Annotated in this window: 25 protein-coding genes; 11 read left to right on the top strand and 14 right to left on the bottom strand. The window is 72.5% G+C overall.

The window, feature by feature from the left end:
• Positions 1-143: 143 nt before the first annotated feature.
• Positions 144-905 (bottom strand): class I SAM-dependent methyltransferase, encoded by a 762-nt coding sequence (locus tag ACZ4XD_RS35375; protein WP_468049300.1) that lies wholly within the window; start codon positions 903-905, stop codon positions 144-146.
• 94 nt (positions 906-999) lie between these two features.
• On the opposite strand from ACZ4XD_RS35375, the gene ACZ4XD_RS35370 reads away from it, so the two are divergent.
• Positions 1,000-1,629, top strand: coding sequence for a CGNR zinc finger domain-containing protein (locus ACZ4XD_RS35370; protein ID WP_042148588.1), 630 nt, complete (start codon positions 1,000-1,002; stop codon positions 1,627-1,629).
• On the opposite strand, the gene sodX is transcribed toward ACZ4XD_RS35370, so the two are convergent.
• On the bottom strand, positions 1,533-1,997 hold the full coding sequence (gene sodX, locus ACZ4XD_RS35365) for a nickel-type superoxide dismutase maturation protease (protein ID WP_468049294.1): 465 nt from the start codon (positions 1,995-1,997) through the stop codon (positions 1,533-1,535). The genes ACZ4XD_RS35370 and sodX overlap by 97 nt on opposite strands.
• Positions 1,998-2,193: 196 nt before the next feature.
• Between sodX and sodN the strand changes: the two genes are divergently transcribed.
• Positions 2,194-2,589 carry a superoxide dismutase, Ni gene (sodN, locus tag ACZ4XD_RS35360; protein WP_030085982.1) on the top strand — a complete coding sequence of 132 codons (396 nt, stop codon included), beginning with the start codon at positions 2,194-2,196 and terminating at the stop codon, positions 2,587-2,589.
• A gap of 185 nt (positions 2,590-2,774) precedes the next feature.
• Here sodN and ACZ4XD_RS35355 read toward each other — a convergent pair whose 3' ends face one another.
• Both ACZ4XD_RS35355 and ACZ4XD_RS35350 read right to left on the bottom strand, forming a co-directional pair.
• Positions 2,775-4,052: a cation:proton antiporter gene (locus ACZ4XD_RS35355; RefSeq protein WP_468049287.1), complete on the bottom strand. Its 1,278-nt coding sequence runs from the start codon at positions 4,050-4,052 to the stop codon at positions 2,775-2,777.
• 172 nt (positions 4,053-4,224) lie between these two features.
• Entirely contained in the window at positions 4,225-5,184 is a 960-nt protein-coding gene (locus ACZ4XD_RS35350; RefSeq protein WP_468049283.1) for a LysR family transcriptional regulator, read from the bottom strand.
• Positions 5,185-5,402: 218 nt separating this feature from the next.
• On the opposite strand from ACZ4XD_RS35350, the gene snpA reads away from it, so the two are divergent.
• Complete coding sequence (gene snpA / locus ACZ4XD_RS35345; protein ID WP_468049279.1) at positions 5,403-6,068, top strand: snapalysin; 666 nt, start codon at positions 5,403-5,405, stop codon at positions 6,066-6,068.
• Positions 6,069-6,284: 216 nt separating this feature from the next.
• Here snpA and crcB read toward each other — a convergent pair whose 3' ends face one another.
• From crcB to ACZ4XD_RS35330, 3 genes are read right to left on the bottom strand one after another with little or no spacing between them, the layout of a single operon-like run.
• Positions 6,285-6,659, bottom strand: a complete 375-nt coding sequence (gene crcB / locus ACZ4XD_RS35340) for a fluoride efflux transporter CrcB (protein ID WP_468049274.1) — start codon at positions 6,657-6,659, stop codon at positions 6,285-6,287.
• Entirely contained in the window at positions 6,656-7,042 is a 387-nt protein-coding gene (locus ACZ4XD_RS35335) for a DUF190 domain-containing protein (RefSeq protein WP_468049272.1), read from the bottom strand. Before ACZ4XD_RS35335 ends, crcB begins: the two co-directional genes overlap by 4 nt.
• The gene (locus ACZ4XD_RS35330) at positions 7,039-7,476 is read right to left on the bottom strand and encodes a fluoride efflux transporter FluC (RefSeq protein WP_468049268.1); all 438 of its coding nucleotides are present in this window, start codon (positions 7,474-7,476) and stop codon (positions 7,039-7,041) included. The genes ACZ4XD_RS35335 and ACZ4XD_RS35330 overlap by 4 nt, the downstream gene beginning before the upstream one ends.
• A 278-nt stretch (positions 7,477-7,754) precedes the next feature.
• On the opposite strand from ACZ4XD_RS35330, the gene ACZ4XD_RS35325 reads away from it, so the two are divergent.
• Positions 7,755-8,513 carry a hypothetical protein gene (locus ACZ4XD_RS35325; RefSeq protein ID WP_468049265.1) on the top strand — a complete coding sequence of 253 codons (759 nt, stop codon included), beginning with the start codon at positions 7,755-7,757 and terminating at the stop codon, positions 8,511-8,513.
• Positions 8,510-9,019 carry an NUDIX domain-containing protein gene (locus tag ACZ4XD_RS35320; protein WP_468049263.1) on the top strand — a complete coding sequence of 170 codons (510 nt, stop codon included), beginning with the start codon at positions 8,510-8,512 and terminating at the stop codon, positions 9,017-9,019. Before ACZ4XD_RS35325 ends, ACZ4XD_RS35320 begins: the two co-directional genes overlap by 4 nt.
• 31 nt (positions 9,020-9,050) lie before the next feature.
• On the opposite strand, the gene ACZ4XD_RS35315 is transcribed toward ACZ4XD_RS35320, so the two are convergent.
• Both ACZ4XD_RS35315 and ACZ4XD_RS35310 read right to left on the bottom strand, forming a co-directional pair.
• The gene (locus tag ACZ4XD_RS35315; RefSeq protein ID WP_468049305.1) at positions 9,051-10,136 is read right to left on the bottom strand and encodes a magnesium and cobalt transport protein CorA; all 1,086 of its coding nucleotides are present in this window, start codon (positions 10,134-10,136) and stop codon (positions 9,051-9,053) included.
• Between the two features lie 338 nt (positions 10,137-10,474).
• The gene (locus tag ACZ4XD_RS35310; protein WP_468049261.1) at positions 10,475-12,049 is read right to left on the bottom strand and encodes an MFS transporter; all 1,575 of its coding nucleotides are present in this window, start codon (positions 12,047-12,049) and stop codon (positions 10,475-10,477) included.
• Positions 12,050-12,215: 166 nt separating this feature from the next.
• On the opposite strand from ACZ4XD_RS35310, the gene ACZ4XD_RS35305 reads away from it, so the two are divergent.
• The 4 genes from ACZ4XD_RS35305 to ACZ4XD_RS35290 all read left to right on the top strand — a co-directional run bounded on the left by ACZ4XD_RS35305 (position 12,216) and on the right by ACZ4XD_RS35290 (position 17,478).
• Positions 12,216-13,217 (top strand): helix-turn-helix transcriptional regulator, encoded by a 1,002-nt coding sequence (locus ACZ4XD_RS35305; protein ID WP_468049258.1) that lies wholly within the window; start codon positions 12,216-12,218, stop codon positions 13,215-13,217.
• Between the two features lie 101 nt (positions 13,218-13,318).
• Positions 13,319-15,586 (top strand): heavy metal translocating P-type ATPase, encoded by a 2,268-nt coding sequence (locus ACZ4XD_RS35300; protein ID WP_468049256.1) that lies wholly within the window; start codon positions 13,319-13,321, stop codon positions 15,584-15,586.
• A gap of 355 nt (positions 15,587-15,941) precedes the next feature.
• Positions 15,942-16,880, top strand: coding sequence for a beta-ketoacyl-ACP synthase III (locus ACZ4XD_RS35295; protein WP_468049254.1), 939 nt, complete (start codon positions 15,942-15,944; stop codon positions 16,878-16,880).
• 163 nt (positions 16,881-17,043) lie between these two features.
• Positions 17,044-17,478 (top strand): VOC family protein, encoded by a 435-nt coding sequence (locus ACZ4XD_RS35290; protein WP_468049251.1) that lies wholly within the window; start codon positions 17,044-17,046, stop codon positions 17,476-17,478.
• 51 nt (positions 17,479-17,529) lie between these two features.
• Here ACZ4XD_RS35290 and ACZ4XD_RS35285 read toward each other — a convergent pair whose 3' ends face one another.
• The 3 genes from ACZ4XD_RS35285 to ACZ4XD_RS35275 form a co-directional block, all read right to left on the bottom strand.
• The gene (locus tag ACZ4XD_RS35285; protein WP_042148548.1) at positions 17,530-17,763 is read right to left on the bottom strand and encodes a hypothetical protein; all 234 of its coding nucleotides are present in this window, start codon (positions 17,761-17,763) and stop codon (positions 17,530-17,532) included.
• A gap of 178 nt (positions 17,764-17,941) precedes the next feature.
• Complete coding sequence (locus ACZ4XD_RS35280; protein WP_042149896.1) at positions 17,942-18,865, bottom strand: glutaminase; 924 nt, start codon at positions 18,863-18,865, stop codon at positions 17,942-17,944.
• A 10-nt stretch (positions 18,866-18,875) separates the two neighbouring features.
• On the bottom strand, positions 18,876-19,628 hold the full coding sequence (locus tag ACZ4XD_RS35275; RefSeq protein ID WP_468049248.1) for a helix-turn-helix transcriptional regulator: 753 nt from the start codon (positions 19,626-19,628) through the stop codon (positions 18,876-18,878).
• 79 nt (positions 19,629-19,707) lie between these two features.
• On the opposite strand from ACZ4XD_RS35275, the gene ACZ4XD_RS35270 reads away from it, so the two are divergent.
• Positions 19,708-19,941, top strand: a complete 234-nt coding sequence (locus ACZ4XD_RS35270; protein WP_468049247.1) for a hypothetical protein — start codon at positions 19,708-19,710, stop codon at positions 19,939-19,941.
• Between the two features lie 133 nt (positions 19,942-20,074).
• Here the strand turns inward: ACZ4XD_RS35270 and ACZ4XD_RS35265 are convergent, their stop codons facing one another.
• Both ACZ4XD_RS35265 and ACZ4XD_RS35260 read right to left on the bottom strand, forming a co-directional pair.
• On the bottom strand, positions 20,075-20,716 hold the full coding sequence (locus tag ACZ4XD_RS35265) for a response regulator (RefSeq protein ID WP_468049245.1): 642 nt from the start codon (positions 20,714-20,716) through the stop codon (positions 20,075-20,077).
• Positions 20,716-21,918 (bottom strand): sensor histidine kinase, encoded by a 1,203-nt coding sequence (locus ACZ4XD_RS35260; protein WP_468049241.1) that lies wholly within the window; start codon positions 21,916-21,918, stop codon positions 20,716-20,718. The genes ACZ4XD_RS35265 and ACZ4XD_RS35260 overlap by 1 nt, the downstream gene beginning before the upstream one ends.
• 258 nt (positions 21,919-22,176) lie before the next feature.
• Here ACZ4XD_RS35260 and ACZ4XD_RS35255 point away from each other — a divergent pair, with 258 nt between their 5' ends.
• The gene (locus ACZ4XD_RS35255; protein WP_468049239.1) at positions 22,177-22,755 is read left to right on the top strand and encodes a GlcG/HbpS family heme-binding protein; all 579 of its coding nucleotides are present in this window, start codon (positions 22,177-22,179) and stop codon (positions 22,753-22,755) included.
• Positions 22,756-22,927: the final 172 nt, after the last annotated feature.

Raw genomic sequence — 22,927 nt, 5'->3', positions numbered from 1 at the left:
CTGCCGGCACCGCCCTCCCCCCACCCTCCCCCCCCCCCCCCCCCCCCCCCCCCCCCCCCCCCCCGCCCCCCCCCCCCCCCACCGCCCCCCCCCCCCCCCCCCCCCCCCCCCCCCCCCCCGCTCCGTTGTTGCCGTTTGCCGGTCTACTTCAGGCCCAGCACCAGGGCGTCGGTGGGCGAGGCCCACACCGGCCGGGCCTCCGCGAAGCCCGCGTCGCGCAGCACCGCGGCGTGCCACGCGGCCGACGGGGTGTCGCCGTCCGCGTGCTCGCCGTAGATCTCGAAGCGCTCGGCGGTCGGCGCGGCCAGCCGTGGATCGGCGGCCGCCAGCTGCCACCACTCGGCCCAGTCCACGGCGCCGGCCGCCTTCGCCGCGTCCCTCCGCCCGTGCCGGAAGGCCCGCTCGGCGGCGTTGATCCGCGGGGTGCCCTCCTCGGGCATGTGGTCGGCGTTCATGAAGACGCCGCCGTCCCGCACCAGCGTGCCGAGCTGCCCGTAGAGCGCGCGCAGATCCTCGGTGTACAGCCAGTGCAGCGCGGTGGCGGTGAGCACCGCGTCGTAGGTGTCGTGCGGCAGCTTCTCGGTCCACCGGGGGTCCTTGAGATCGGCCCGTACGAAGCGGACCCGGGGCTCGCCTTCGAAGTACCCTTCCGCGATGGCCAGCAGCGCGGGATCCAGATCGACGCCCACACTCTCGGCCTCGGGGAAACGCTTCAGCAGCCGGTCGGAGATACTGCCCGTGCCGCATGCCAGATCCAGTACCCGGGGCGCGGGGCCCACCAGGGCCTCGACCATGTCCAGCATCACCCGGAACCGCTCCTCGCGGTCGGGGAGGTACCACTCCTGCTGGCGGTCCCAACTGTTCTGCCACGCTTGCCAATCGGCGCCGACGACGGTCTCGGTCATCGCTTCCCCTCCAGGCCGTAATACCCTCGTAGTGAGGACACCCCTTACTACGAGCACGCACCCGTACCCTAGCCTCCGCCCGTAAGGACTACAAGTGGAACTGGCCTATTACTCGGACTATGCCGTGCGACTGGTCAACACCGAACAGCCCGAGCGCGGCACCGACACCCTCACCTCGGTCGAGGTCGTCCGGGAACTCTTCGGCCCGGCCCAGCAGGCCGCCCGGCGCGCGACCGACAGCGACGTCACGCGGCTGCGCACGGTCCGCGCCCGGCTGCGCGCCGTCTTCGAGGCCGCCGACGCCGGTGACGAGGTGCTGGCCGTGGACCTGCTGAACGCCCTGATGATGGAGTTCCCGGTCAGCCCGCAGATCTCCGGCCATGAGTTCCGGGATGACAACGGCCGCCCCGACTGGCACATGCACATCGCCGACCACGCCGCCAACGCGACCGCCGGCTTCACCGCGACCGCCTGCATGGGGCTGGCCTTCCACCTCACCGAGCTCGGCGTGGACCGGCTGGGCATCTGTGAGGCACGGCCCTGCCGCAACGTCTACCTCGACACCTCGACCAACCGCTCCCGGCGCTACTGCTCCGACCGCTGCGCCACCCGCGCCAATGTCGCCGCCTACCGCGCCCGCAAGCGCCTGGAGAGCGAGCGCGCGGCCCGTACCGGCCGGACCGCCGAGACCACCCAGGAGAGCACCCCGGCCACCGACCGCTGAATCCCCCGCGGCGGCCGCACCCGGATCCAGGCGCGGGCGATGACCAGTTCGTCCGGGACCACCCCGAATTCCCGGCTGTCGTTCTCGACGAACGGATTGTCCCCCTGGACCCACCAGCCGCCGTCGCGCCGCTGCACGGCCCGCTTGACGATCAGCAGATCCTGCCGGAACGGATGCCGCAGCACGACCACGTCACCGGGCCGCACCACCGCCCCGTACCGCACCACCAGCTGGTCCCCGGGCCGGAGCGTGGGCACCATCGACGGGTTGTACACCTCGGCCAGCCCGAAGGCACGAAGGAGGCCGCCCCGCTCCTGCCCCGCGTCCGCGTCCCGCTCCGGCTCGCGCTCGTGTACCCGCTCCGGCATCCCGTACCTCCCGGTCCGTCCCTCCCCCGGACTCCGTCCGGGGGCACCCCCGTCTCGCTTCGCTCACCGGCCCATCCTCCAACAGTCCCGGCGTGACACCGGACTTTTGCCCTAAGACCCCCGGCCCGCCCGAGAAAAGCCTTCCCGCACCGAGTAATCTCGCACCTGAGAAGACGATCACGAGGAAGGACTGCACATGCTTTCCCGCCTGTTCGCCCCCAAGGTCAAGGTCAGCGCGCACTGCGACCTCCCCTGCGGTGTGTACGACCCCGCCCAGGCCCGCATCGAGGCCGAGTCGGTCAAGGCCGTCCAGGAGAAGTACCAGGCCAACGAGGACGCGGACTTCCGCACCCGCGCCGTCCTGATCAAGGAGCAGCGCGCCGAGCTGGCCAAGCACCACGTCTCGGTGCTGTGGAGCGACTACTTCAAGCCCCCGCACTTCGAGAAGTACCCGGAGCTGCACCAGCTGGTCAACGACACCCTGAAGGCGCTCAGCGCCGCCAAGGGTTCCAACGACCCGGCCACCGGCCAGAAGGCCCTGGACTACATCGCCCAGATCGACAAGATCTTCTGGGAGACCAAGAAGGCCTGACCCCGGCCCGGCGGACCCGCGGCTTCGCGGGTGGCCCAGCCGATCTGTCCGCACCCGGTCCGCAGACCGCCGAGCACGGCGGCCATGACGGAGCGGGTGCGGTCTTCTTTTGCGGTCAGCCGCGCACCGGGAACTCGTCGTACGCGGCGTAGCCGGGGGAACCGTGGGGCGTTCTCCCCCGGTCGCTACATCCGGCCCGGACGGTGGTGCAGCCCGCCGGCCGCCATTCCCCGGACCCGCAGTTCCTCCGCCGGCGCGGTGGGTACGCCCGCGGTCCCGGCCGCCGCCGCCCGTCCGTAGCGGTTCGCCAGGGGCGCGGAGGTGAGGCCGTGGGCGAGGACGCTGAGAAGGACGGTGCAGGCGATCACCGGGAGGACCGGCCGGGCCCCTTCGGGGGTGAGCTCCTCGACCGCGAGCAGGCCGAAGATGATCGAGGCCAGTCCGCGGGGGCCGAACCAGCCGATGAACCCCACCGTCCGGGCGTCCAGCCCGCTGCCGGCCAGACACAGGGCCACCGGCACCATCCGGACCACCGTCAGGCTCAGGACGGCGTAGACCACGGCCTGCCAGGTGAAGTGGGCGAACACATCGGGCAGCAGTACGGCGCCGAAGACCAGCCAGACCAGGACGGAGAGCAGCGCCCCGGACTGCTCGACGTACAGCAGCACCCGCGGGGGCGCCCCGTGCGCCGTGCCGAACGCCAGGCCGGCGACGAAGGCGGCGACAAAGCCGTTGCCGCCGATCGCGAGGGCGGAGGTGTAGCCGAGGAGGGAGAGGGCCAGGACACCGGCGCCGGCGAAGTCCTCGGCGGCCCAGCCGTTGCGGAGCGTGGTGCGCAGCAGCCATCCGGCGGCCAGCCCGAGCACCGCGCCGTACGCCGTGCCGACGGCGAGTTCCACCAGGGCATGGCCGGCGGCGTCCGGCCCGGCGGTGTGTTCGGCCGCGGACATCCCGGCCAGCGCGAGCACCACCAGCGGTGTGACGATGCCGTCGTTGAGGCCGCTCTCCACGTTGATGACCCGGCGGATCCTCGCGGGCACCACGGGGTTGACCATCATCGTGGCGCCGAGCGCGGCGTCCGTCGGGGCGAGCGCGGCGCCGACGTAGAGCGCGGACCAGCCCGAGACACCGGGCAGCAGCGCGGCCGCCAGCAGCGCGCCGAGGCCCACGCACAGCGGGAGTCCGATCCCCAACAGCCGGACGTAGAGCCCGAGTTCCGGGCGAAGGGCGCGGAAGGAGAGCCGTGCGGCATCGGTGAACAGGACCCAGACCAGGGTGATCTCCGCGAGCACCTTGACCGTCTCGTGCGGGAGGGCGAGGTCGAGAACCCCGGTACCCTCGCCCAGCAGCAGGCCCAGCAGGACGAAGGCGGCCGGCGCGGTGAGTTCGAAGCGCTCCATCCGCCGCGAGCACAGGCACCACAGGAACAGCAGGAGCAGGACCAGGGAAAGGGTGCCGTCCACAGAATCTCCAGGCTTGGCCGCGCCGGCGCTCGGAGCTCCCACTCTCGGCCATCCCCGCGCCGCGCGGCCGCTCCCGGAAGGCCGGGCCCGCGCCTTTCACACGGTTGGCGGCAGGGCATCGGCACCCGGGGCGTCCGGGGCGTCCGGGGCGTCCGGGAAAGAAACGGATCCCCTAGGACCCCACCGGCAGCGGCCCGTCGTGCCGTACCAGCCAGGCCCGGTAGGCGTCGCTCGCCCAGGCGATCTCCATGTACGAGGCGGTCAGGTCGGCGAACAGGTCGTCCGCCGAGGCCGCGGGGGTGTCGTCCTGGCGGCAGGCCATGAACAGGCGGACGGCCAGCGGATCGCCGTACAGGGGGCGGATCGCCATGCCATGGCGGGAACGGGCGGTCGGCTGGCAGGGCGTGACCACCTCACCGGCCGTCACGAGATCCACCGTGGTGAGGTAGTCGCCGTGCACGACCCGGGGGTTGATCCCGGCCGCGGCCCAGATGCGCCGCAGTCCGGCCCATTCGCCGTCCACGGTCGGATCGACCATCCACTGGTCATCGGCGAGATCCGCCACCCGGATCACCTCCTGAGCGGCCGCCGGGTGGGTCTCCGCCAGGGCGATGAACTGCGGTTCACGGGCGATGAGTTCATGTTCGGCCAGGCCGTCGGGGACCCGCAGGGGGGCGCCCTCGACCTCGTGGACGAAGGCGGCGTCGAGCTGTCCCGTCGCGACCATGTGCAGCAGGGCGTTGGCGGACACATCGGTTCTTATCGTGGTGTCCGTCTGCGGGAGCCGTACCCGTAGCCGGCGCAGCCAGCCGGCTACGGCGGGGCTGTTGGTGCTGCCGATGTGCAGCCGGGTGCCCTGTTCGCGCTGCGAGGCCGACGCGACCTCGTCAATAAGTGCCCGCATTTCGGCCACTATCGGCCGGGCCCGGCACAGCACCGAATGCCCCAGCGGCGTGGGCCGGCTGCCGCTCGGCTCACGGAAGAAGAGCTGGCCACCCAGGGCTTTTTCGATGCGGTGGAGCTGGGTGGTCAGGGAAGGCTGGGTCATGCCGAGCTGCCGGGCAGCCTTGCGTACGCTGCCGGTGTCGGCGATGGCGCACAATGCGCGAAGATGCCTTACCTCAAGCTCCACGTCCGGAGCATAACGACGTCGGCATACGTCACACCAGACTCTCAAACCTGTCTGAACTCCGTTTTTTTCGCAGGGTATTGGCTGGTGCTATCGCCACCTAACATCTCCGTCTTCCGGGCGAATGCCGTCCAGACTCAACGGCACCAAGAAATCCGCAGGGCCCCGGTCGCCGCCCCACACGGCGACCGTACGGCCCTCGGAAATTAAGGAGCCCCCACATGAGATCTCCCAAGACGGCGCTGTCGGCGGCGCTCGGTCTGGGCCTCGTCGCCGCGCTCGCAGCCGCGGCGCCGGTTTCGGCAGCTTCCCCCTCCCCCGCCAACTCCCCCCACAGCACCGCCGCTTCGATCGCGGCGTACAACGGCTCGGCCGCCGAGAAGGCGGACACCAAGGCGTTCTTCGAGGCCGTGATCAAGTCGGCCAAGGCCAAGATGAAGGCGCACCCGAACGCCGCCTCGGTCACCGTCACCTATGACGCCAGCAAGGCCCCGAAGTTCGCGGACCAGATAGCGCAGAGCACCTCCATCTGGAACGGCGCCGTGCAGAACGTGAAGCTCCAGGAAGGCAGCGGTGGCGACTTCGAATACCGCGAGGGCAACGACCCGCGCGGCTCGTACGCCAGCACCGACGGGCACGGGAAGGGCTTCGTCTTCCTGGACTACCAGCAGAACCAGGAGTACAACTCCACCCGCGTGACCGCGCACGAGACCGGCCATGTGCTGGGCCTGCCGGACCACTACGAGGGCCCGTGCAGCGAGCTGATGTCCGGCGGCGGCCCCGGCACCTCGTGCGAGAACGCCAACCCGGACGCGAACGAGCGCGCCAAGGTGGACCAGCTCTGGGCCAACGGCCTGGCGGGGGTCCGCTTCGGCAAGGTCTCCTGACCTCCCCGACCGACCGCTGACCTGACGAAGTCCGGCGGCGGCCCGCGGACCCGGCCGAGCTGACGGTGGCCGGAGCCGCGAACGGCTTGGGGGCTGTCGAGTGCCGGAACCTGGCGGCCGGCCCTCGTACCCCACCAGCCCCCGCATCGTGCGCCGCCCCCGCGGTGGGGCTCCCCCCGGAGCCCCACCGCTTTCGTCTGCCGCGGCGCCGCCGGGTCAGCCCCACAGCGCCCGGGCGGCGACCACCCCGGCGAACGCGGCCGCGAGCCCGGCCGCCACACTCGCCACGCAATTGGCGGCCGCATAGCCCCGCGCCCCGTCGGCCGCCAGCCGGAGCGTCTCGTACGAGAACGTCGAGTAGGTCGTCAGCCCGCCGCAGAGGCCGGTACCGAGCAGCAGTTGGGCATGCGAGGAGGCGGCACCGGCGGCGACCGCGCCGGTCAGCAGCCCGAGGATCAGCGAGCCGACGACATTGACGGTGAACGTCCCCCAGGGGAAGACCGTGTCGTGCCGGGACTGCACATAGCGGTCGGTGAGGTAGCGCAGCGGCGCCCCGACCGCCGCACCGGCCACCACCAGCAGCCAGTTCACCCGCGACCGCCCTCCGTCGCGGCCGGATCGTCCGTGCGCGGGTAGCTGATCCGCTCACACGGGTCGAGGGTGACCAGGCCGCCGCCCGCGAGGAGTTCGTCCAGCTGCGGGAGAAAGGCGCGGATCCGTTCCTCGGTGTCGACGACCACGACCGCGACCGGCAGCTCCTCGCTCAGCGACAACAGCCGCTGGGTGTGGATGAGGGAGGTGGCGCCGAAGCCCTCGATGCCGCGGAAGACACTGGCCCCGGCCAGTCCGGCTTCGCGGGCGCGGTGCACGATCTCCGCGTACAGCGGCTTGTGGTGCCAGCCGTCCTGTTCGCCGACGAGGACCGTGAGCCGGAGCGCCGGGGTGCCGCCGGGGTGTGCCGTGCCGTGTGTCATACCGTCCGCCGCCTCAGTCCGAGAAGTGCACGGGTGCCGGTCACCGCGCCCCATACGGCCGCGAGCGCGGCGAGCAGGGTGCCCGCGAGACAGGCCATGGCCTGGGCGGGTTGCCGGGCGTCGATCAGCCGCTGGATGTCCACGGCGTAGGTGGAGAAGGTGGTGAAGCCGCCGAGGATGCCGGTGCCGAGGAAGGGACGCAGCAGCCGGTGGGCCGGCCGGACCTCGGTGACCAGCACCATCAGCACGCCCATCAGCGCACAGCCGACGGCGTTGACGGCCAGGATCGTCCAGGGGAAGGCGCCGTCGCCGCTGGGCCAGAGGAGGGTGGCGCCGTAGCGCGCCGCGGCGCCGATGCCGCCGCCCGCGGCCACCACACCGATCACCGGCCACTGCCCCTGCCAGGGGGCCGCCCGGCGGCGTCGCTCGTCCATGTGTCTCCCGGGATCATCGGCGATCTCAGGCTACCGCCGGTCCGCTGCGGGTGCCGCGGCGGTCGGTGGGGGTGTGGATGGCGGGGCGGTGACGTGCTTCCGCTGTCGCTGGGCATCCGTGCAGGTCAGACAGTTTCAGATCCTGCTCGGCGGGATCCGTGATCGCAAGGTGATCCCGTCATCGACTCGCCCTCTCAGAGCATGCCGTGGAGGGCTGCGCACACTTCGGTGCTGGTCGGCCGCAGCAATGGATCGCGGCTCATCATGCCCTCAGTGAGATGGCCGGCTGGATGGCGCATGACTCCGGCCGGGACGGTCGTGCACAACAGCACTTCGTTCGCGCGCTGGCGTTGGCACGCACCTCGGGGGACTTATCCCTGGCAGCCAACATCGCGGCCGGCAGCAGCCACCTGGCCTTGCAGACAGGCGACGCCTCCCGGGCGACGCACTGGGCGCGGGCCGGCCTCCAGTTCGTCGACCAGGGTCCGCGCATCTCTTCTCTGACAGCCCGGCTGCACTCCATGCACGCGCGGGCACTGGCCGCCGCCGACCAGAGTCTCAGGGCGTCCCGCGAGTTGGATCGAGCACATGAGGCTCTCGGCTCCATTGCTGAGGCAACGCACCCCTGGGTCAGCCCGTTCGATGAAGCCTCGCTCGCGAGTGAGAGTGCCCTCGCTTGCCGGGACATGGAACGGTATGAGGAAGCACTGGTGCACGCTCAGCGGGCAGTGGCGCTCAGGGAGTCAGTAAGAGCACGATCGCTCGCGTTGAGTCACATCAACCTCGTGACAATCCATGTCCACCACGCCGATTTGGACGCCGTGGTGCACTTCGGGGTGGGGTTACTGACCGCGAATCCGTCGCTCGGTTCGGTCCGCGTCGTCAATCAGCTCGCCGACCTTCGGTGCACGCTGGAGGGCCACCGGAACTACCGGCCCGTGCGCGACTTCTTGGCACAGTTCGACGCCTCAGCAAAGACGCGGATACTTCTCCTCGCCGACGTCTTGACGCCCCGTAGCGAAGGCACCTCTCCATGACACCTCCCGAAGAGCCGGACGCCTGGTATGCCTACCTCGCGGAAGGGAATGCCCGGCAAGCCCGCAAGCGAGTCGCTGCCGATGTGCTGTTGCGGAACGCATCCGGCGATTTCCTCTTGGTGAAGCCCACCTACAAACCGGGGTGGGATCTGCCCGGTGGAATGGCCGAAGCGAACGAGCCACCGGAACAAGCAGCTGTCCGTGAGCTCAAAGAAGAACTGGGGTTGACCGTCACCCTCCGCGGCTTCCTCGTGGTGGACTGGGTGGCTCCCCATGAAGCGTGGGACGACCAGCTCGCGTTCGTCTTCGACGGCGGCGTGTTGGAGCACGAGGTCGCCGGCGGGCTGCGGCCGCACGATGAGGAGCTTTCGCGGCTTGTCTTCGTCTCAAAAGCTGAGGCGCTGACGATGCTGCCTCAGCGCATGGCGCCCCGCTTCGTGGCGGCCACAGAGGCACTGACCCGCGGCATCCCCCATTACCTGCACAACGGGTCTGCGCTGCCGTAGCCGCCCGCCAGAGGCGTCAGGCGTGTCCGCCCTAGAGCCAGCCGTTCCGCTTGAAGCCGCGGTGGATCACCCAGCAGATGGCCACGGTCACGCTCATCACCAGCGGATAACCGAAGGTCCAGTGCTTTTCCGGCATATGGTCGAAATTCATGCCGTACACACCGCAGACCATGGTCGGTACGGCCAGGATCGCGACCCAGGCACTGATCCGGCGCATGTCCTCGTTCTGGGCAACGGTGACCTGGGCGAGATGGGCCTGGAGTATGGAGTTGAGCAGTTCGTCGAAGGACGTGATCTGCTCGGTGACCCGGTCGAGATGGTCGGCGACATCCCGGAAGTACGTCTTGATCCGCGGGTCGACCTCGGACATCGGCTGGGTCGCCAGCTCCTGCATCGGCCGGTCCAGGGGGGCCACCGCGCGCTTGAGTTCCAGCAGCTCGCGCTTGAGCTGGTAGATCCGGCCGGCCCCGCCGCTGCCGCGGACGGAGAAGACCTCGCTCTCGACGTCGTCGATGTCGCCCTGGACGGCGGAGGTGACATCGAGGTAGTCGTCCACGACGAGGTCGGCGACGGCATGCAGCACGGCGGACGGGCCGATCGCCAACTGCTCGGGGGTGCTCTCCAATTGCTCGCGCAGCGGGCCCAGTGAGCCGTGCCCGCCGTGCCGTACCGTGATCACGAAGTCGGCGCCGGTGAAGACCATGATCTCGCCGGTCTCGACGACCTCACTGCTGTCGGTGAGCCGGTCGTGATCGACGTAGCAGACGGTCTTGAAGACGGTGAAGAGCGAGTCGTCGTAGTGCTCCAGCTTGGGCCGCTGATGGGCGTAGACCGCGTCCTCGACGGCGAGCGGGTGGAGCCCGAACAGCTCGACAATTCCGGCGAATTCCTTCTCGGACGGCTCATGCAGCCCGATCCAGACAAATCCCCGGCGGGTCTTCCGGACCCGGTGGATCGCCACATCGGCCGGGTGGTCGCCCTCCTGCCGCACGCCGTCCACGTACACCGCGCAGTTCACCACGGCGGTGCCGAGCGGCGACCGCGCAGGGTGGCTGAGGTCGACTCCCCGGCGTCGCGGCTGCGGCAGCCGGACGGCCTTGCGGAGGTTGCTGATCATCGACACCCGGCCAGTATGGCAAGCCGGAGGCCGCGAACGGTACGGCGAAGCGGCCGTTTTTACGCAGCGGGGCGGAGCGGCGACCCCGGGTCGCGCGACGTACTCCGGGGTCCCCGGCCAAGCGTGCGGCCCCACGCCGACCGTGCCGATCGTCAACTCCGCGGTGGCCTGGAGGATTTCGCCGACCCGCGGCATCTGGACGTCCAGGGCGCGCCGCTGCCGGGTGGTCAGCCGTGTCAGCGGTGTCAGCGGCTCGGCCGTGAGCTGAATCATCCGGCGGCCGGAGTGGCGCTGGTGCCGGACGCCGGCGCGGGGCTGCCCCGGTGCGGCGCCATTCGTCAGGAGACCAGGGCGGGCCGCTCCTCCGCGCCCGCTTCGTACCGGTCCGTCCGCTCCGGCGCGTCCGGTGCGTCAGGGGCGTCCGGGACCGGCACCGCGGGCGCCCGCCGCGGCAGCAGGAACAGCAGCCCGAAGATGAGGACCAGGCCGCCCGAGATCCACCACAGGGCGTGGGTCGTCGCGTTGATGAAGGAGGGGGCGAGGGCCGCGGCCGCCGCGCCGTGCGTCTCCCCCGTACCGCCGACGACGCCGAAGAAGGCCACCGACGACAGGCCGAGACCGAGCGCCATGCCCAGCTGGCCGGTGGTGTTGAAGATGCCGGAGGCCGATCCGGAGTGCTCGGCCGGGACGTCGGAGATCGCCGCGTCGGTGATCGGGGCGACGATCAGGCCCATCCCGGCCCCCATCAGCAGCATCGCCGGTGCCATCTGCCAGGACTCCAGGGCGGTGCCGTAGTGCCCGGCCTCCCAGAGGTAGAGCAGCGCACCGCAGAGCATGGTCAGCGCGCCGGCCTGGAGTACCGCGCGGCCGAACCGCGGCACCAGTTTCTGTACGGACAGCCCGGCCGCCGCGGAGCAGGCGAGCGAGAACGGCACCCCGGTCAGTCCGGCGTGCAGCGGGCCCCAGCCCAGCCCCCGTTGCATATGGAGCGTCCAGACCAGGAAGAACAGGCCGCTGACGACGCCGAAGGTCAGCTGGACGCCGGCGCCCGCCGCGAAGGTCCGTACCCGGAAGAGGGCGAGTTCGACGAGCGGTGAGCCGTCCCTGCGGGCCTTGATCCGTTCGTAGCGGACGAAGAGCGCCAGAACGAGCGGGCTCGCGGCCATCGACACGAAGCCCCACCACGGCCAGCCGGACTCGCGGCCCTGGGTGAGCGGATAGAGCAGCATCAGCAGGCCCACGGTGGCCAGCGCGGTGCCGATGAGGTCGACGCGCAGGGCGCGCGGGGCCCGGGACTCGGTCAGGAAGTGGCGGCCGAGCAGCATGCCGGCGATCCCGACCGGCAGATTGATCAGGAAGATCGGGCGCCACTCCAGTCCGAGCAGATCGCCCTCGGTGAGCAGGGCACCGATCAGCGGGCCGCAGACCGCGCCGAGTCCGACCACCGCGCCGAACATCCCGAAGACCTTGCCGCGTTCGCCCGCCGGGAAGCTGACGTGGATGATCGCCAGCACCTGCGGCACCATCAGCGCGGCCATCGCCCCCTGGAGCACCCGCGCGCCGACCAGCATGCCGGGACCCGCCGCGACACCGCACAGCGCGGAGGCGACGGTGAAGCCGCCCATGCCGAGCAGGAACAGCTTCTTGCGGCCGTAGATGTCGCCGAGCCGGCCGCCGGTGATCAGACCGAGGGCGAAGGCGAGGGCGTACCCGGCGGTGACCCACTGGACGGCGCTGAAGCCCGCGCCGGTGTCCCGCTGGATGCTCGGGATGGCGATATTGACGATGGTCGCGTCGACCAGGTCCATGAAGCTCGCGGTCAGCAGGACGGCGAGCGCGATCCAGCGTCTGCGGTCGGCCGGCGCGGGGGCCGGGACGGCCGCCTCGGGGGCCGCGGGCACGGTCGTGGTCATGGGCGTTCTCCAGGGGAGCCGGTGCGGAAGGAAGGAAGGAAGGAAGGAAGGGAAGGCCGACGCCGGTGCCGCCGGGCGGTGGCCGGCCGGGGCGGCGTCGAGGTCTTCGACACTAGGTCCCCTATAGGACAGTCCCGGTCCTACTGGGAGGGCCATCATCGGTCCCATGAGTGAGACATCGGCGCGACTGCTGAATCTGCTGTCCCTGTTGCAGACCCCGCGCGAGTGGCCCGGCAGTGAGCTGGCCGGGCGGCTGGGGGTCACCACCCGGACGATCCGCCGCGATATCGACCGGCTGCGCGAGCTGGGCTATCCCGTACACGCCACGATGGGCGCGGAGGGCGGCTACCGGCTGGCCGCCGGCGCCGCGATGCCGCCGCTGCTGCTGGACGACGACGAGGCGGTGGCCATCGCGGTCGGTCTGCGCTCGGCCGCCGGGCACGCCATCGAGGGCATCGAGGAGGCGTCCGTACGGGCGCTCGCCAAACTGGAGCAGGTGCTGCCGGCCCGGCTGCGGCGGCGGGTGGGCACGCTCGGCACGGCCACCGTCGCGCTGCCCTCCGGCGACCACCCGACCGTCGATCCGGAGCATCTGACGGTGCTCGCCGCGGCGATCACCAACCATGAGCGGCTGCGTTTCCGCTACCGGGCCGGGGCCGGCACCCGCAGCAAGCGCCTGGTGGAGCCGCACCGCCTGGTCGCGGCGGGGCGCCGCTGGTACCTCGTGGCATACGACAACGACCGCGAGAACTGGCGGATCTTCCGGGTGGACCGGCTGAGCGAGCCGTTCCCGACCGGCGTCCGGACCCCGCCGCGCACCCTGCCGGCCGCCGATGCGGGCGCCTATGTACGGGAGCGGATGCAGGGGGCGGCCGCGACCTACCGGGCGGTGGCGACCGTCTACGCACCGGCCGCGGAGGTGGCCGCCCGGCTGGGCGGCCCGGCGGCGGGCGCGCTCGAAACGGTCGATGAGGCGTCCTGCCGCTGGCACAGCAGCCCCGAGGCGCTGGAGTGGCTGGCGGTCCGGCTGGCCCTGCTGGGGCACGAGTTCACCGTGCACGAACCGCCGGAGCTGGTCGCGTATCTGCGGGCGATGGGCGGGCGGGCACAGCGGGCGGCGGGCGAGGACGGGGGCGGGGATGGGGGCGGGGACGGGGACGCGGCGTAGTGACGCCGTGATGCCGCATCCCGTGACGCAACCCGGAATACCCTAGGGGGGTATATGGTTAACCTCGGAGACAGGCACTCCCAGCAGACCGAGGAGCAGGTATGGCCACCGTGATCGGAGCGCACGGCGTCGAGTTGGAGATCGGCGGGATGACCTGCGCCTCGTGCGCCGCCCGCATCGAGAAGAAGCTCAACCGCATGGAAGGGGTCACCGCCACCGTCAACTACGCCACCGAGAAGGCGCAGGTGACGGTCGCGGAGGGCAGCGCCGTCGCGGCCGCCGACCTGATCGCCACCGTGGAGCGGACCGGGTACACCGCGACGGTCCCGGAGCCGCCTACTGCCGAGCCCTCCGGCGACGGCACCGGGGACGCGGCGGAGGACCGGGACGGCGCGGCGCAGGCCGCGCTGCGGCAGCGGCTGCTGGTCTCCCTCGTCCTGACCGTCCCGGTGGTGCTGATGGCGATGGTGCCGCCGCTGCAGTTCACCAACTGGCAGTGGCTCTCGCTGACGCTGGCCGCCCCGGTGGTCGCCTACGGCGCCTGGCCGTTCCACCGGGCCGCCTGGACGAACCTGCGGCACGGCGCCGCCACGATGGACACCCTCATCTCGATGGGCACCCTCGCGGCCCTGGGCTGGTCGGTGTGGGCGCTGTTCTTCGGTACGGCGGGCATGCCGGGCATGACGCACCCCTTCGAGCTGACCCTCGCCCGCACCGACGGCAGCGGCGCGATCTACCTGGAGGCCGCTGCCGGGGTCACCACCTTCATCCTGGCCGGCCGCTCCTTCGAGGCGCGCGCGAAGCGCAAGGCGGGCGCGGCACTGCGGGCACTGCTGGAACTGGGCGCCAAGGACGTCGCGGTACTACGGGACGGCCGTGAAGTCCGCGTCCCCGTCGGCGCGTTGCACGTCGGGGACCGCTTCGTCGTACGGCCCGGCGAGAAGATCGCCACCGACGGGACGGTGGTGGAGGGCGCCTCCGCCGTGGATGCCTCGATGCTCACCGGCGAGTCCGTTCCCGTCGAGGTCTCCCCCGGCGACACCGTCACCGGCGCCACCGTCAACGCGGGCGGCCGGCTGGTCGTCGAGGCCACCCGGGTCGGCGCCGATACCCAGCTCGCCCGTATGGCGCGGCTGGTCGAGGACGCCCAGAACGGGAAGGCCGCGGCGCAGCGGCTGGCCGACCGGATCTCCGCGGTCTTCGTCCCGCTCGTGATCGCCCTCTCCCTGGGCACCCTGGGCTACTGGCTCGCCACCGGCCACGGCGCGGTGGCCGCCTTCACCGCGGCCGTCGCCGTCCTGATCATCGCCTGCCCGTGCGCCCTGGGGCTGGCCACCCCGACCGCGCTGATGGTCGGCACCGGACGCGGCGCCCAGCTCGGCATCCTGCTCAAGGGCCCGGAGGTGCTGGAGTCGACCCGGCGGGTGGACACCGTCGTCCTGGACAAGACCGGCACGGTCACCACCGGAGCGATGACACTGACCGGCGTCCATCTCGCCGAAGGAGAGACGGAGCCGCAGGTGCTGCGGCTGGCCGGCGCGCTGGAACACGCCTCCGAGCACCCCATCGCCCGCGCCGTCGCCACCGGGGCCGAGGCCCGGGGCGCCACCCTGCCCGCCCCGGAGGACTTCGTGAACGTCCCGGGTCTGGGCGTCCAGGGAGTCGTCGACGGCCATGCCGTCCTGGTGGGCCGCGAGCAGCTGCTGAACCGGTGGAGCCAGTCCCTCCCGCCGGAGCTGGCGGCCGCCAAGGCCGCGGCCGAGGCCGAGGGCCGGACCGCGGTCACCGTCGGATGGGACGGCGCGGCGCGCGCGGTGCTGGTCGTGTCGGATGCGGTCAAGCCCACCAGCGCCGAGGCGGTGCGCCGGCTGCGCGCCCTGGGGCTGACCCCGGTCCTGCTGACCGGGGACCACGAGGCCGTGGCGAGGGCGGTGGCCGCCGAGGTCGGGATCGATGAGGTGATCGCCGAGGTGCTCCCCGAGGACAAGGTCGCGGTCGTCGCCCGGCTCCAGGCCGAGGGCCGCTCGGTCGCCATGGTCGGTGACGGCGTCAACGATGCGGCCGCACTCGCCCGCGCCGACCTGGGGCTGGCGATGGGCACCGGCACGGACGCCGCGATCGAGGCGGGTGACCTCACCCTCGTACGGGGCGATCTGCGCGCCGCCGCGGACGCCATCCGGCTGGCCCGGGCGACGCTCGGCACCATCCGCACCAATCTGTTCTGGGCCTTCGGCTACAACGTCGCGGCACTGCCGCTGGCCGCGGCCGGCCTGCTCAACCCGATGATCGCCGGTGCCGCCATGGCCTTCTCCTCGGTCTTCGTCGTCGGCAACAGCCTCCGGCTACGGCGCTTCCGGGCGCTGTCGTGACGGGGAGGGGGCGGGACGGGGCCTGGCGGTGCCGGACCGGGCCGTAACGGGCCGCATCCGGCCACCGTGGGGGGACAGCCGCCGAGGCGCGCCCGCGGGCGGAGCAATCCGCCCGCACCGGGCCGGGTCTGCCGTTGGATCGGGCGGGCTGCTGCCCCTGCGCGCTCCGCAGCGCCGCCCGCGGGCGCCCTCTCGACGGGGCCGCCCGCGGGCCCGGCACCGGCGGCCGCCGCACCCCGGTTCTGACCACAGTCTCCAGTTCTGGCGACGGAACATTGGCAGTTCACGCAGCCGCCGGGCGGCACCGAGGGGTGAGACTGGTGGGCATACCGACCACCCACGTACAGGGGAATTCATGACCGGGTCACGCATCCTGGCCCTCGGCCATTACCAGCCCTCCCGCGTGCTCACCAACGACGATCTCGCCAAGATCGTCGACACCGACGACGCCTGGATCCGCAGCCGGGTCGGCATCCGTACCCGCCATGTCGCCGCCCCGGACGAGACCGTGGACTCGATGGCGGCCGCCGCCGGAGCCAAGGCCCTGGCCGCCAGTGGCCTGGCCCCGCAGGACATCGACCTGGTGCTGGTCGCCACCTGCACGGCCCACGACCGCAGCCCGAACGCCGCGGCCCGGGTCGCCGCCCGGCTCGGGCTGTCCGCCCCCGCCACGATGGACCTGAACGTCGTCTGTTCCGGCTTCACCCATGCGCTGGCCACCGCCGACCACGCCATCCGGGCCGGTTCCGCGACCCACGCCCTGGTCATCGGGGCGGAGAAGTTCACCGACGTGGTCGACTGGACGGACCGCACGACCTGCGTGCTGGTCGGCGACGGCGCGGGCGCCGCGGTCGTCAGCGCCTCGCCGGAGCCGGGGATCGGCCCGGTGCTGTGGGGCTCGGTGCCGGAGATGGGCGCCGCGGTCCGTATCGAGGGCGAGCCCGCCCGGTTCGCCCAGGAGGGCCAGACCGTCTACCGCTGGGCCACGACCCAGCTGCCGGCCATCGCCCGCAAGGTCTGCGAACGCTCCGGAATCACCCCCGCCGATCTCGCCGGTGTGGTGCTGCACCAGGCCAACCTGCGGATCATCGAGCCGGTCGCGGAGCGGATCGGCGCGGTCAACGCGGTGGTCGCCAAGGACGTCGTCGACTCCGGCAACACCTCCGCGGCCTCCGTCCCGCTCGCCCTGTCCAAGCTGGTGGAGCGGCGCGAGATCCCCTCCGGCGCCCCGGTCCTCCTGTTCGCCTTCGGCGGCAACCTCTCGTACGCGGGCCAGGTCATCCACTGCCCGTGAGCCGGACGGGCCCCGCGCCCGCCCGTGAGGCGGGGCGGCTCCGCGTCCGTCCGTGGGCCACACCTCCGACGCGTTGGCCGGCCCCACATCCATCCGTGACGCGGACCGGCCCCGCGTCCGATTCGTTCAAGACCCGGCCCGGCGGCCTGCCTACGCTCGCCGTATGACCACTTCACCCACCACGTCACCGTCCCTCGCCACCGCCTCCGCCCCGCGGTTCGCGGCCCTCGGCATGGTCGTCGCCGACATGCCCGCCGCTCTCGCCTTCTACCGCCGCCTCGGCCTGGACATCCCCGCCGAAGCGGACACCGCCCCGCACGCCGAGGCAGCGCTCCCTGGAGGGCTTCGGCTGATGTGGGACACCCACGAGACCGCACGCGCCATCGACCCGGACTGGACCCCGCCCCAGGGCGGCACCCCCACCGGGCTGGCCTTCGAGTGCACCGGCCCCGCCGAGGTCGACAAGCTCTACGCGGAGCTCACCGACGCCGGCTACACGGGCGAGAAGCCGCCATGGGACGCCTTCTGGGGGCAGCGCTACGCCGTCGTACAGGACCCGGACGGCCACGGCGTCGACCTGTTCGCCCAGCTGCCCTAGGACGGCAGGGCGGGGAGGGCCCAGGGCCGGGCCTGTCGTCGGGATCAGGCCCTAGCCGATGTCGCCGGGGTGCTCACGCAGGTACATCGCGCCGCAGCTGTGGCAGAACGGCTCCCCCTGGGGCGTACCCCAGACCTCGGCCGTCTGGGTGGCGGCTGCCGGGGCCAGTTCCCGTCCGCACATCGCCGTGGTGCCGTCCAGCCGCACCATGTGCCAGATCTTCACCGGCGTGTCCGCGTGCGGCAGAACGCCTTCCTCGTACTCAGCGCGCATCTCGTGCTCCATGGCGGTGCACCTCCTACGCCCACGATGCGCCAGTGGTTCGCAGGTCACAACGCCAGCCGGGGCCCGCGGACGGGCCCTCCGCACGGCCCCGCTCAGAAGACCGACCACCCCGTCAGCGTCGTACTGCACCCCCCGGGGACAACCCCCGGCCCCCCGGCCGGAAACCCCCACACCCCGCTCAGAAGACCGACCACCCGGTCAGCGTCGTGAAGTGGTCCAAGGCCGCGGCGCCCGCCACGGAGTTGCCGCGGGCGTCGAGTCCCGGGCTCCAGACGCAGAGCGTGCAGCGGCCGGGGATGACCGCGATGATGCCGCCGCCGACCCCGCTCTTGGCGGGCAGCCCGACGCGGTAGGCGAACTCCCCGGCCGCGTCATACGTCCCGCAGGTCAGCATCACCGCGTTGATCCGCTTGGCCTCGCGGGCCTCCAGCAGCCGGCTGCCGTCGGCGCGCAGCCCGTGACGGGCGAGGAAGCCGCCCGCCACGGCCAGGTCCCGGCAGCTCATCTCGATCGAGCACTGCCAGAAGTAGTGCTCGATGACGCTGGGGACGGGGTTCTCCAGGTTGCCGAAGGACGCCATGAAGTGCGCCAGGGCAGCGTTGCGGTCGCCGTGTTCGGCCTCGGAGTCGGCCACCGCCTGGTCGAAGGCGAGGTCCGGGTTGCCGCTCTCCTCCCGCAGGAAGTGCAGCATCGAGGTGCTGGCGTCGCCGGTAAGGGTCTGGAGCCGGTCGGTGACCACCAGGGCGCCCGCGTTGATGAACGGATTGCGCGGGATGCCGTTCTCCGCCTCCAGCTGGACCAGCGAATTGAACGGCGTACCGGACGGCTCACGGCCCACCCGCCGCCAGATGCCGTCGTCGTGGCCGCCGTGGCTCTGCGCCATCACCAGCGCCAGCGAAAAGGTCTTGGAGATGGACTGGACGGAGAACGGGACCTCCCAGTCGCCGACCCCGTACACCTCGCCGTGGATGTCGGCCACCGCGATCCCGAAGCGGTCCGCCGACACCCGTTCGAGCGCCGGTATGTAGTCCGCGACCCGCCCCTGTCGCACGAACGGCCGGGCATGGGCCGCTACCTCCTCAAGAACGGCCTGGTAGTCCATGACGGACACGCTAACCCGGCGTGAGCAGCACCCCCATCGGGGCCCCCGCCAGCGACTTCACCTCGCGCGCGAGGTGCGCCTGGTCCGCGTATCCGGCGCGCGCGGCGACCTGTGCGTACGGCATCCCGGAGCGCGCCAGGTCCAGCGCGCGCACCAGCCGGAGCACCCGGGTCAGGGTCTTGGGGCCGTAGCCGAAGGCGTCCAGGCTGAGCCGGTGCAGCTGGCGTTCGCTGAGCGCGACGGCGCGGGCGACCTCGGCGACGGGGCGGCCGCGGGCGAGCGCCGCGGCGACGGCGGCGGTCCGGCCGTCGTCCTTGGTGCCTTCCCGGAGGCGGGCCGCCGCGGCCTCCTCCAGCAGGCGGCCGATACCGGCCGCGCCGCCCGGCTCCCCGGCGGCCGCCAGCCGCTCGGTCAGCTCCCGTACCCGGCCGGCGGGCCACAGATCCGCCAACGGCACCCGCCGGTCACGCAGTTCCCGGGCCGGTACGCCGAAGACGGCGGGCCCCTGGCCGGGCGCGAAGCGCAGCCCGACGAAGGCAGTACCGGCCGGCACCCCGCCCACGGACTGCGGCCCGGTGTCCGGACCCGCCACCAGCAGCCGGCCCGCGCTCCAGATCAGATCCGTACACCCGTCGGGCAGCACCGGCCGCGCGGACGGCTGCAGGGTGCGTCTCCACAGCACCGCACCGGCCACCCGGGAGGCACGCTCCTGGTAGCCGCCGGGTACGCCGGACGGCCCCTTCAAGTCGCGCGTTTCGCCCACATGCCCCAGCCTGGCACGGGAACCCCACGGCCGTCCGCGCCGTTGATCCCTTACGACACGGACCGCACGGAGGTGGCACATGTCAGGGTTTCTCGACCGCGCCAAGGAGCAGGCCCGTCAGGGGCTTGCGCAGGGCAAGCAGAAGGTCGACGAGGTACAGCAGAACCGCGCCGGCACCGAACTCCTGAGAAAGCTGGGCGCCGCCTACTTCGCCGAACGGCGGGGCAGCGGCTCCCCCGAGGCGACCCAGGACGCGCTCAACACCCTGGAGGCCCACGTCAACGCCCACGGCGACGCGTTCCTGCACGGCTAGGGGCGACGCGTTCCTGCACGACGCACGACCAGGGGTGCCTGCCGGGTCCGACCGGGGCGTGGAGCACTCCCCGGAGTAAGTCGACCGGTGCCGGCGGGCCCGGCCTGGTCAGGTAACCCGTGAGGCGAGGCCGTCACGGCAGTATGCGCCGCTCCTTGGCGACCACCACCGCGCCCGCGCGGGTGTCCACACCGAGCTTGGCGTAGATGCGGCGCAGGTGTGTCTTGACCGTGGCCTCGCTGATGTAGAGGGCGCGGGCGATGTCCCGGTTGCCGATGCCGCGGGCGAGCTGGGCCAGGATGTCGCGTTCGCGGTCGGTGAGGGTGGGCCGGGGCCGGCGCAGGCTGGCCATGACGCGGCCGGCGATGGGCGGGGACAGGGCGGTACGTCCCTCGGCGGCGGCGTGGATCGCGGCGAAGAGCTCGTCGGGGCGCTCGGCCTTGAGCAGGTAGCCGGTGGCGCCCGCCTCGATGGCGCGGGTGATGTCGGCGTCGGTGTCGTACGTGGTGAGCACCAGGACGTGGAGGGAGGCTCCGGGGTCCGAGGTGAGGCGGCGGGTGGTTTCCACACCGTCGATGCCCTCGCCCAGTTGCAGATCCATCAGCACCACGTCCGGGGTGAGTTTCGCGGCCAGCGCGAGCGCCTCCTCGCCCGTGCCGGCCTCACCGACGACCTCGATGTCCGGGGCGCTGTCGAGCAGGGCGAGCAGCCCGGCCCGTACGACGGCGTGGTCGTCGCAGACCAGGATGCGCACGGGAGCGCGGCCGGCGGTCATCAGGGCGCCTCCAGGGGGACGGCGGCGGACAGGACGGTGCCCTCACCGGGCGTGGACTCGACGGTCAGGGTGCCACCGAGCGCGCGCAGCCTGGCGCGCATGGCCGGCAGCCCATGACCACGTCCGCTGCCGGGGGTGTCGGGCAGCGCGGCGGGGTCAAAGCCGTCGCCGTCGTCGGAGACGTCCAGGACCACCTCGTCGTCGAGGAGGGTGAGGGTGAGCGTGGCGGTGCCCGCGGCGGCGTGCTCGCGGACGTTGGCCAGGGCGCCCTGAGCGATGCGCAGCAGGGCGGACTGGACGCTGTCGGGCAGCCCGGGGAGCCTGCCGTCGTCATCGACGTGGACGCGGACGGTGAGCTGCGCCCCGGACTCTCTCGCGGCCAGGGCCCGCAGCGCCTGATCGAGACCACCGCCGCGGGCGAGATCGGCGGGGGCCAGGTCGTGCACGAAGCGCCGGGCCTCGGCGAGGTTGTGTTCGGCGACGGACCCGGCGGTGCGTACGTGGGCGCGGGCCTTGTCCGGTTCGGTGTCCCACACCCGGTCCGCCGCCTGGAGCAGCATCCGCTGGCTGGACAGGCCCTGGGCGAGCGTGTCGTGGATCTCCATGGAGAGTCGTTGGCGTTCGGCGAGGGTGCCCGCACGGCGTTCGGCGGCGGCGAGTTCGCGGCGGGTGCGGAGCAGGTCGTCGATCAGGGCGCGCTGGCGCGTGGTGTGCCGTTCCATCTGGAGGAAGACGGCGGTGGCGAGGGCGGCGACAGCGGGCGGCGCGAGCACCAGGTTCGGGTCGAAGCGCCCGGAGAGCTGTAGTTGCGCGGCGACGACGAGCGCCGTCAGGACCGCCACGAGCACGAGGGCCGCGCGGGGCGGCAGGGTGCGCAGGCCGGTGTAGAAGAGGGGCACCGCGCACCAGGCGAAGCTGGGCGCGAGCACGACCAGCACCATCCAGACCACGACGACCAGCGCCAGCCAGGCCGGGCGCCGCCGACCGGGCCGTGGGTCCGTGTCGCCCGTCCCGGGGCCCAGCAGATGGAGTACGGCCAGCGCGACGCAGAGCGCGATGATCCATGGCGTGCGCGGCTCGCCCGGGTGGCGCAGCAGGAAGCGGGCGAGCGCTCCGCCGAGCAGCAGGAAGAACGCCGTGTGCATCACGGCGCCGAGCCACCATGGGTCCACGGCGCTCGGTTCGTACGGCCGGGTCCGCATCCGGAGCCTGCCTCCCTCACGCTTGCGGCTGTGCCCCGCGACCCGCGGAGCGGCGCCGAGCTGGGCAAACACCTCCCATTGTGACCGAGCGCGGGGACCGGACCGTCAGCCGATCGGATGACCCCGGTGTCATCCGTCGGGCCGCGCGAAGGCAGCCGGAACGCCGACGGTCCGGGCCCTGTTCCAGGCCGAGGGTGGAGACCGGACGCAGCAGGGGCGGCAACCGGGCCGCCCGCCCACCTGAGGAGTCGACGACCCATGAAGGCCATGAACCCCGCGCACAAGAAGTTCTCCCGCCGTGCCCGTATCGCCACCGGTGGTGCCGTGCTCACCGCCGTCGCCCTGTCGGGCTTCGGTGCGGTGTCCGCGAACGCCTCCGCACCCGCCACGACGTCCGCCGCTGCCACCCCGGCCGCCGTCCCGGCCGGGGCCACCACCACCTCCACCCACCTGACGATCGACGCCGCCACCAAGGCCGCGCAGGCCGCGCTGGACGCCGCCGAGAAGGAGAACCAGCGGGTCACGGTCGCCGTCGTCGACCGCAGCGGCAACACGATCGTCACCCTGCGCGGCGACGGCGCCGGCCCGCAGTCCTACGAGTCCGCCGAGCGCAAGGCGTTCACCGCGGCCGCCTGGAACGCCCCCACCTCCCAGCTGGCCGAGCGTCTCCAGCAGACCCCGAACCTGAAGGACATCCCCGGCACCCTGTTCCTGGCGGGCGGTACCCCCGTCACCGCCGGGAAGGCGCCGATCGCCGGCATCGGCGTCGCAGGCGCTCCGTCCGGGACTCTGGACGAGAAGTTCGCGCAGGCGGGGGCGGACGCGGTGGCCCGCTAAGGGCTGTCCCGTGGCCGGAAGAGCGAAGAAGACGCGGCCCGGTCCGCAGGTGCTCTGCGCGCGCGGCCGCCGGTCGGGGGGGCAGGGGGGGGGGGGGGGGGGGGGGGGGGGGGGGGAGGGGGGGGGGGGGGGAGGGGGGGGGGGGGGGGGGGGGGGGGGGGGGGGGGGGGGG

This window comes from Streptomyces sp. NPDC029466 (assembly GCF_055574515.1).
The sequence above is the reverse complement of the archived record's forward strand: the minus strand, read 5'-3'. Positions and strand labels throughout refer to the sequence as shown.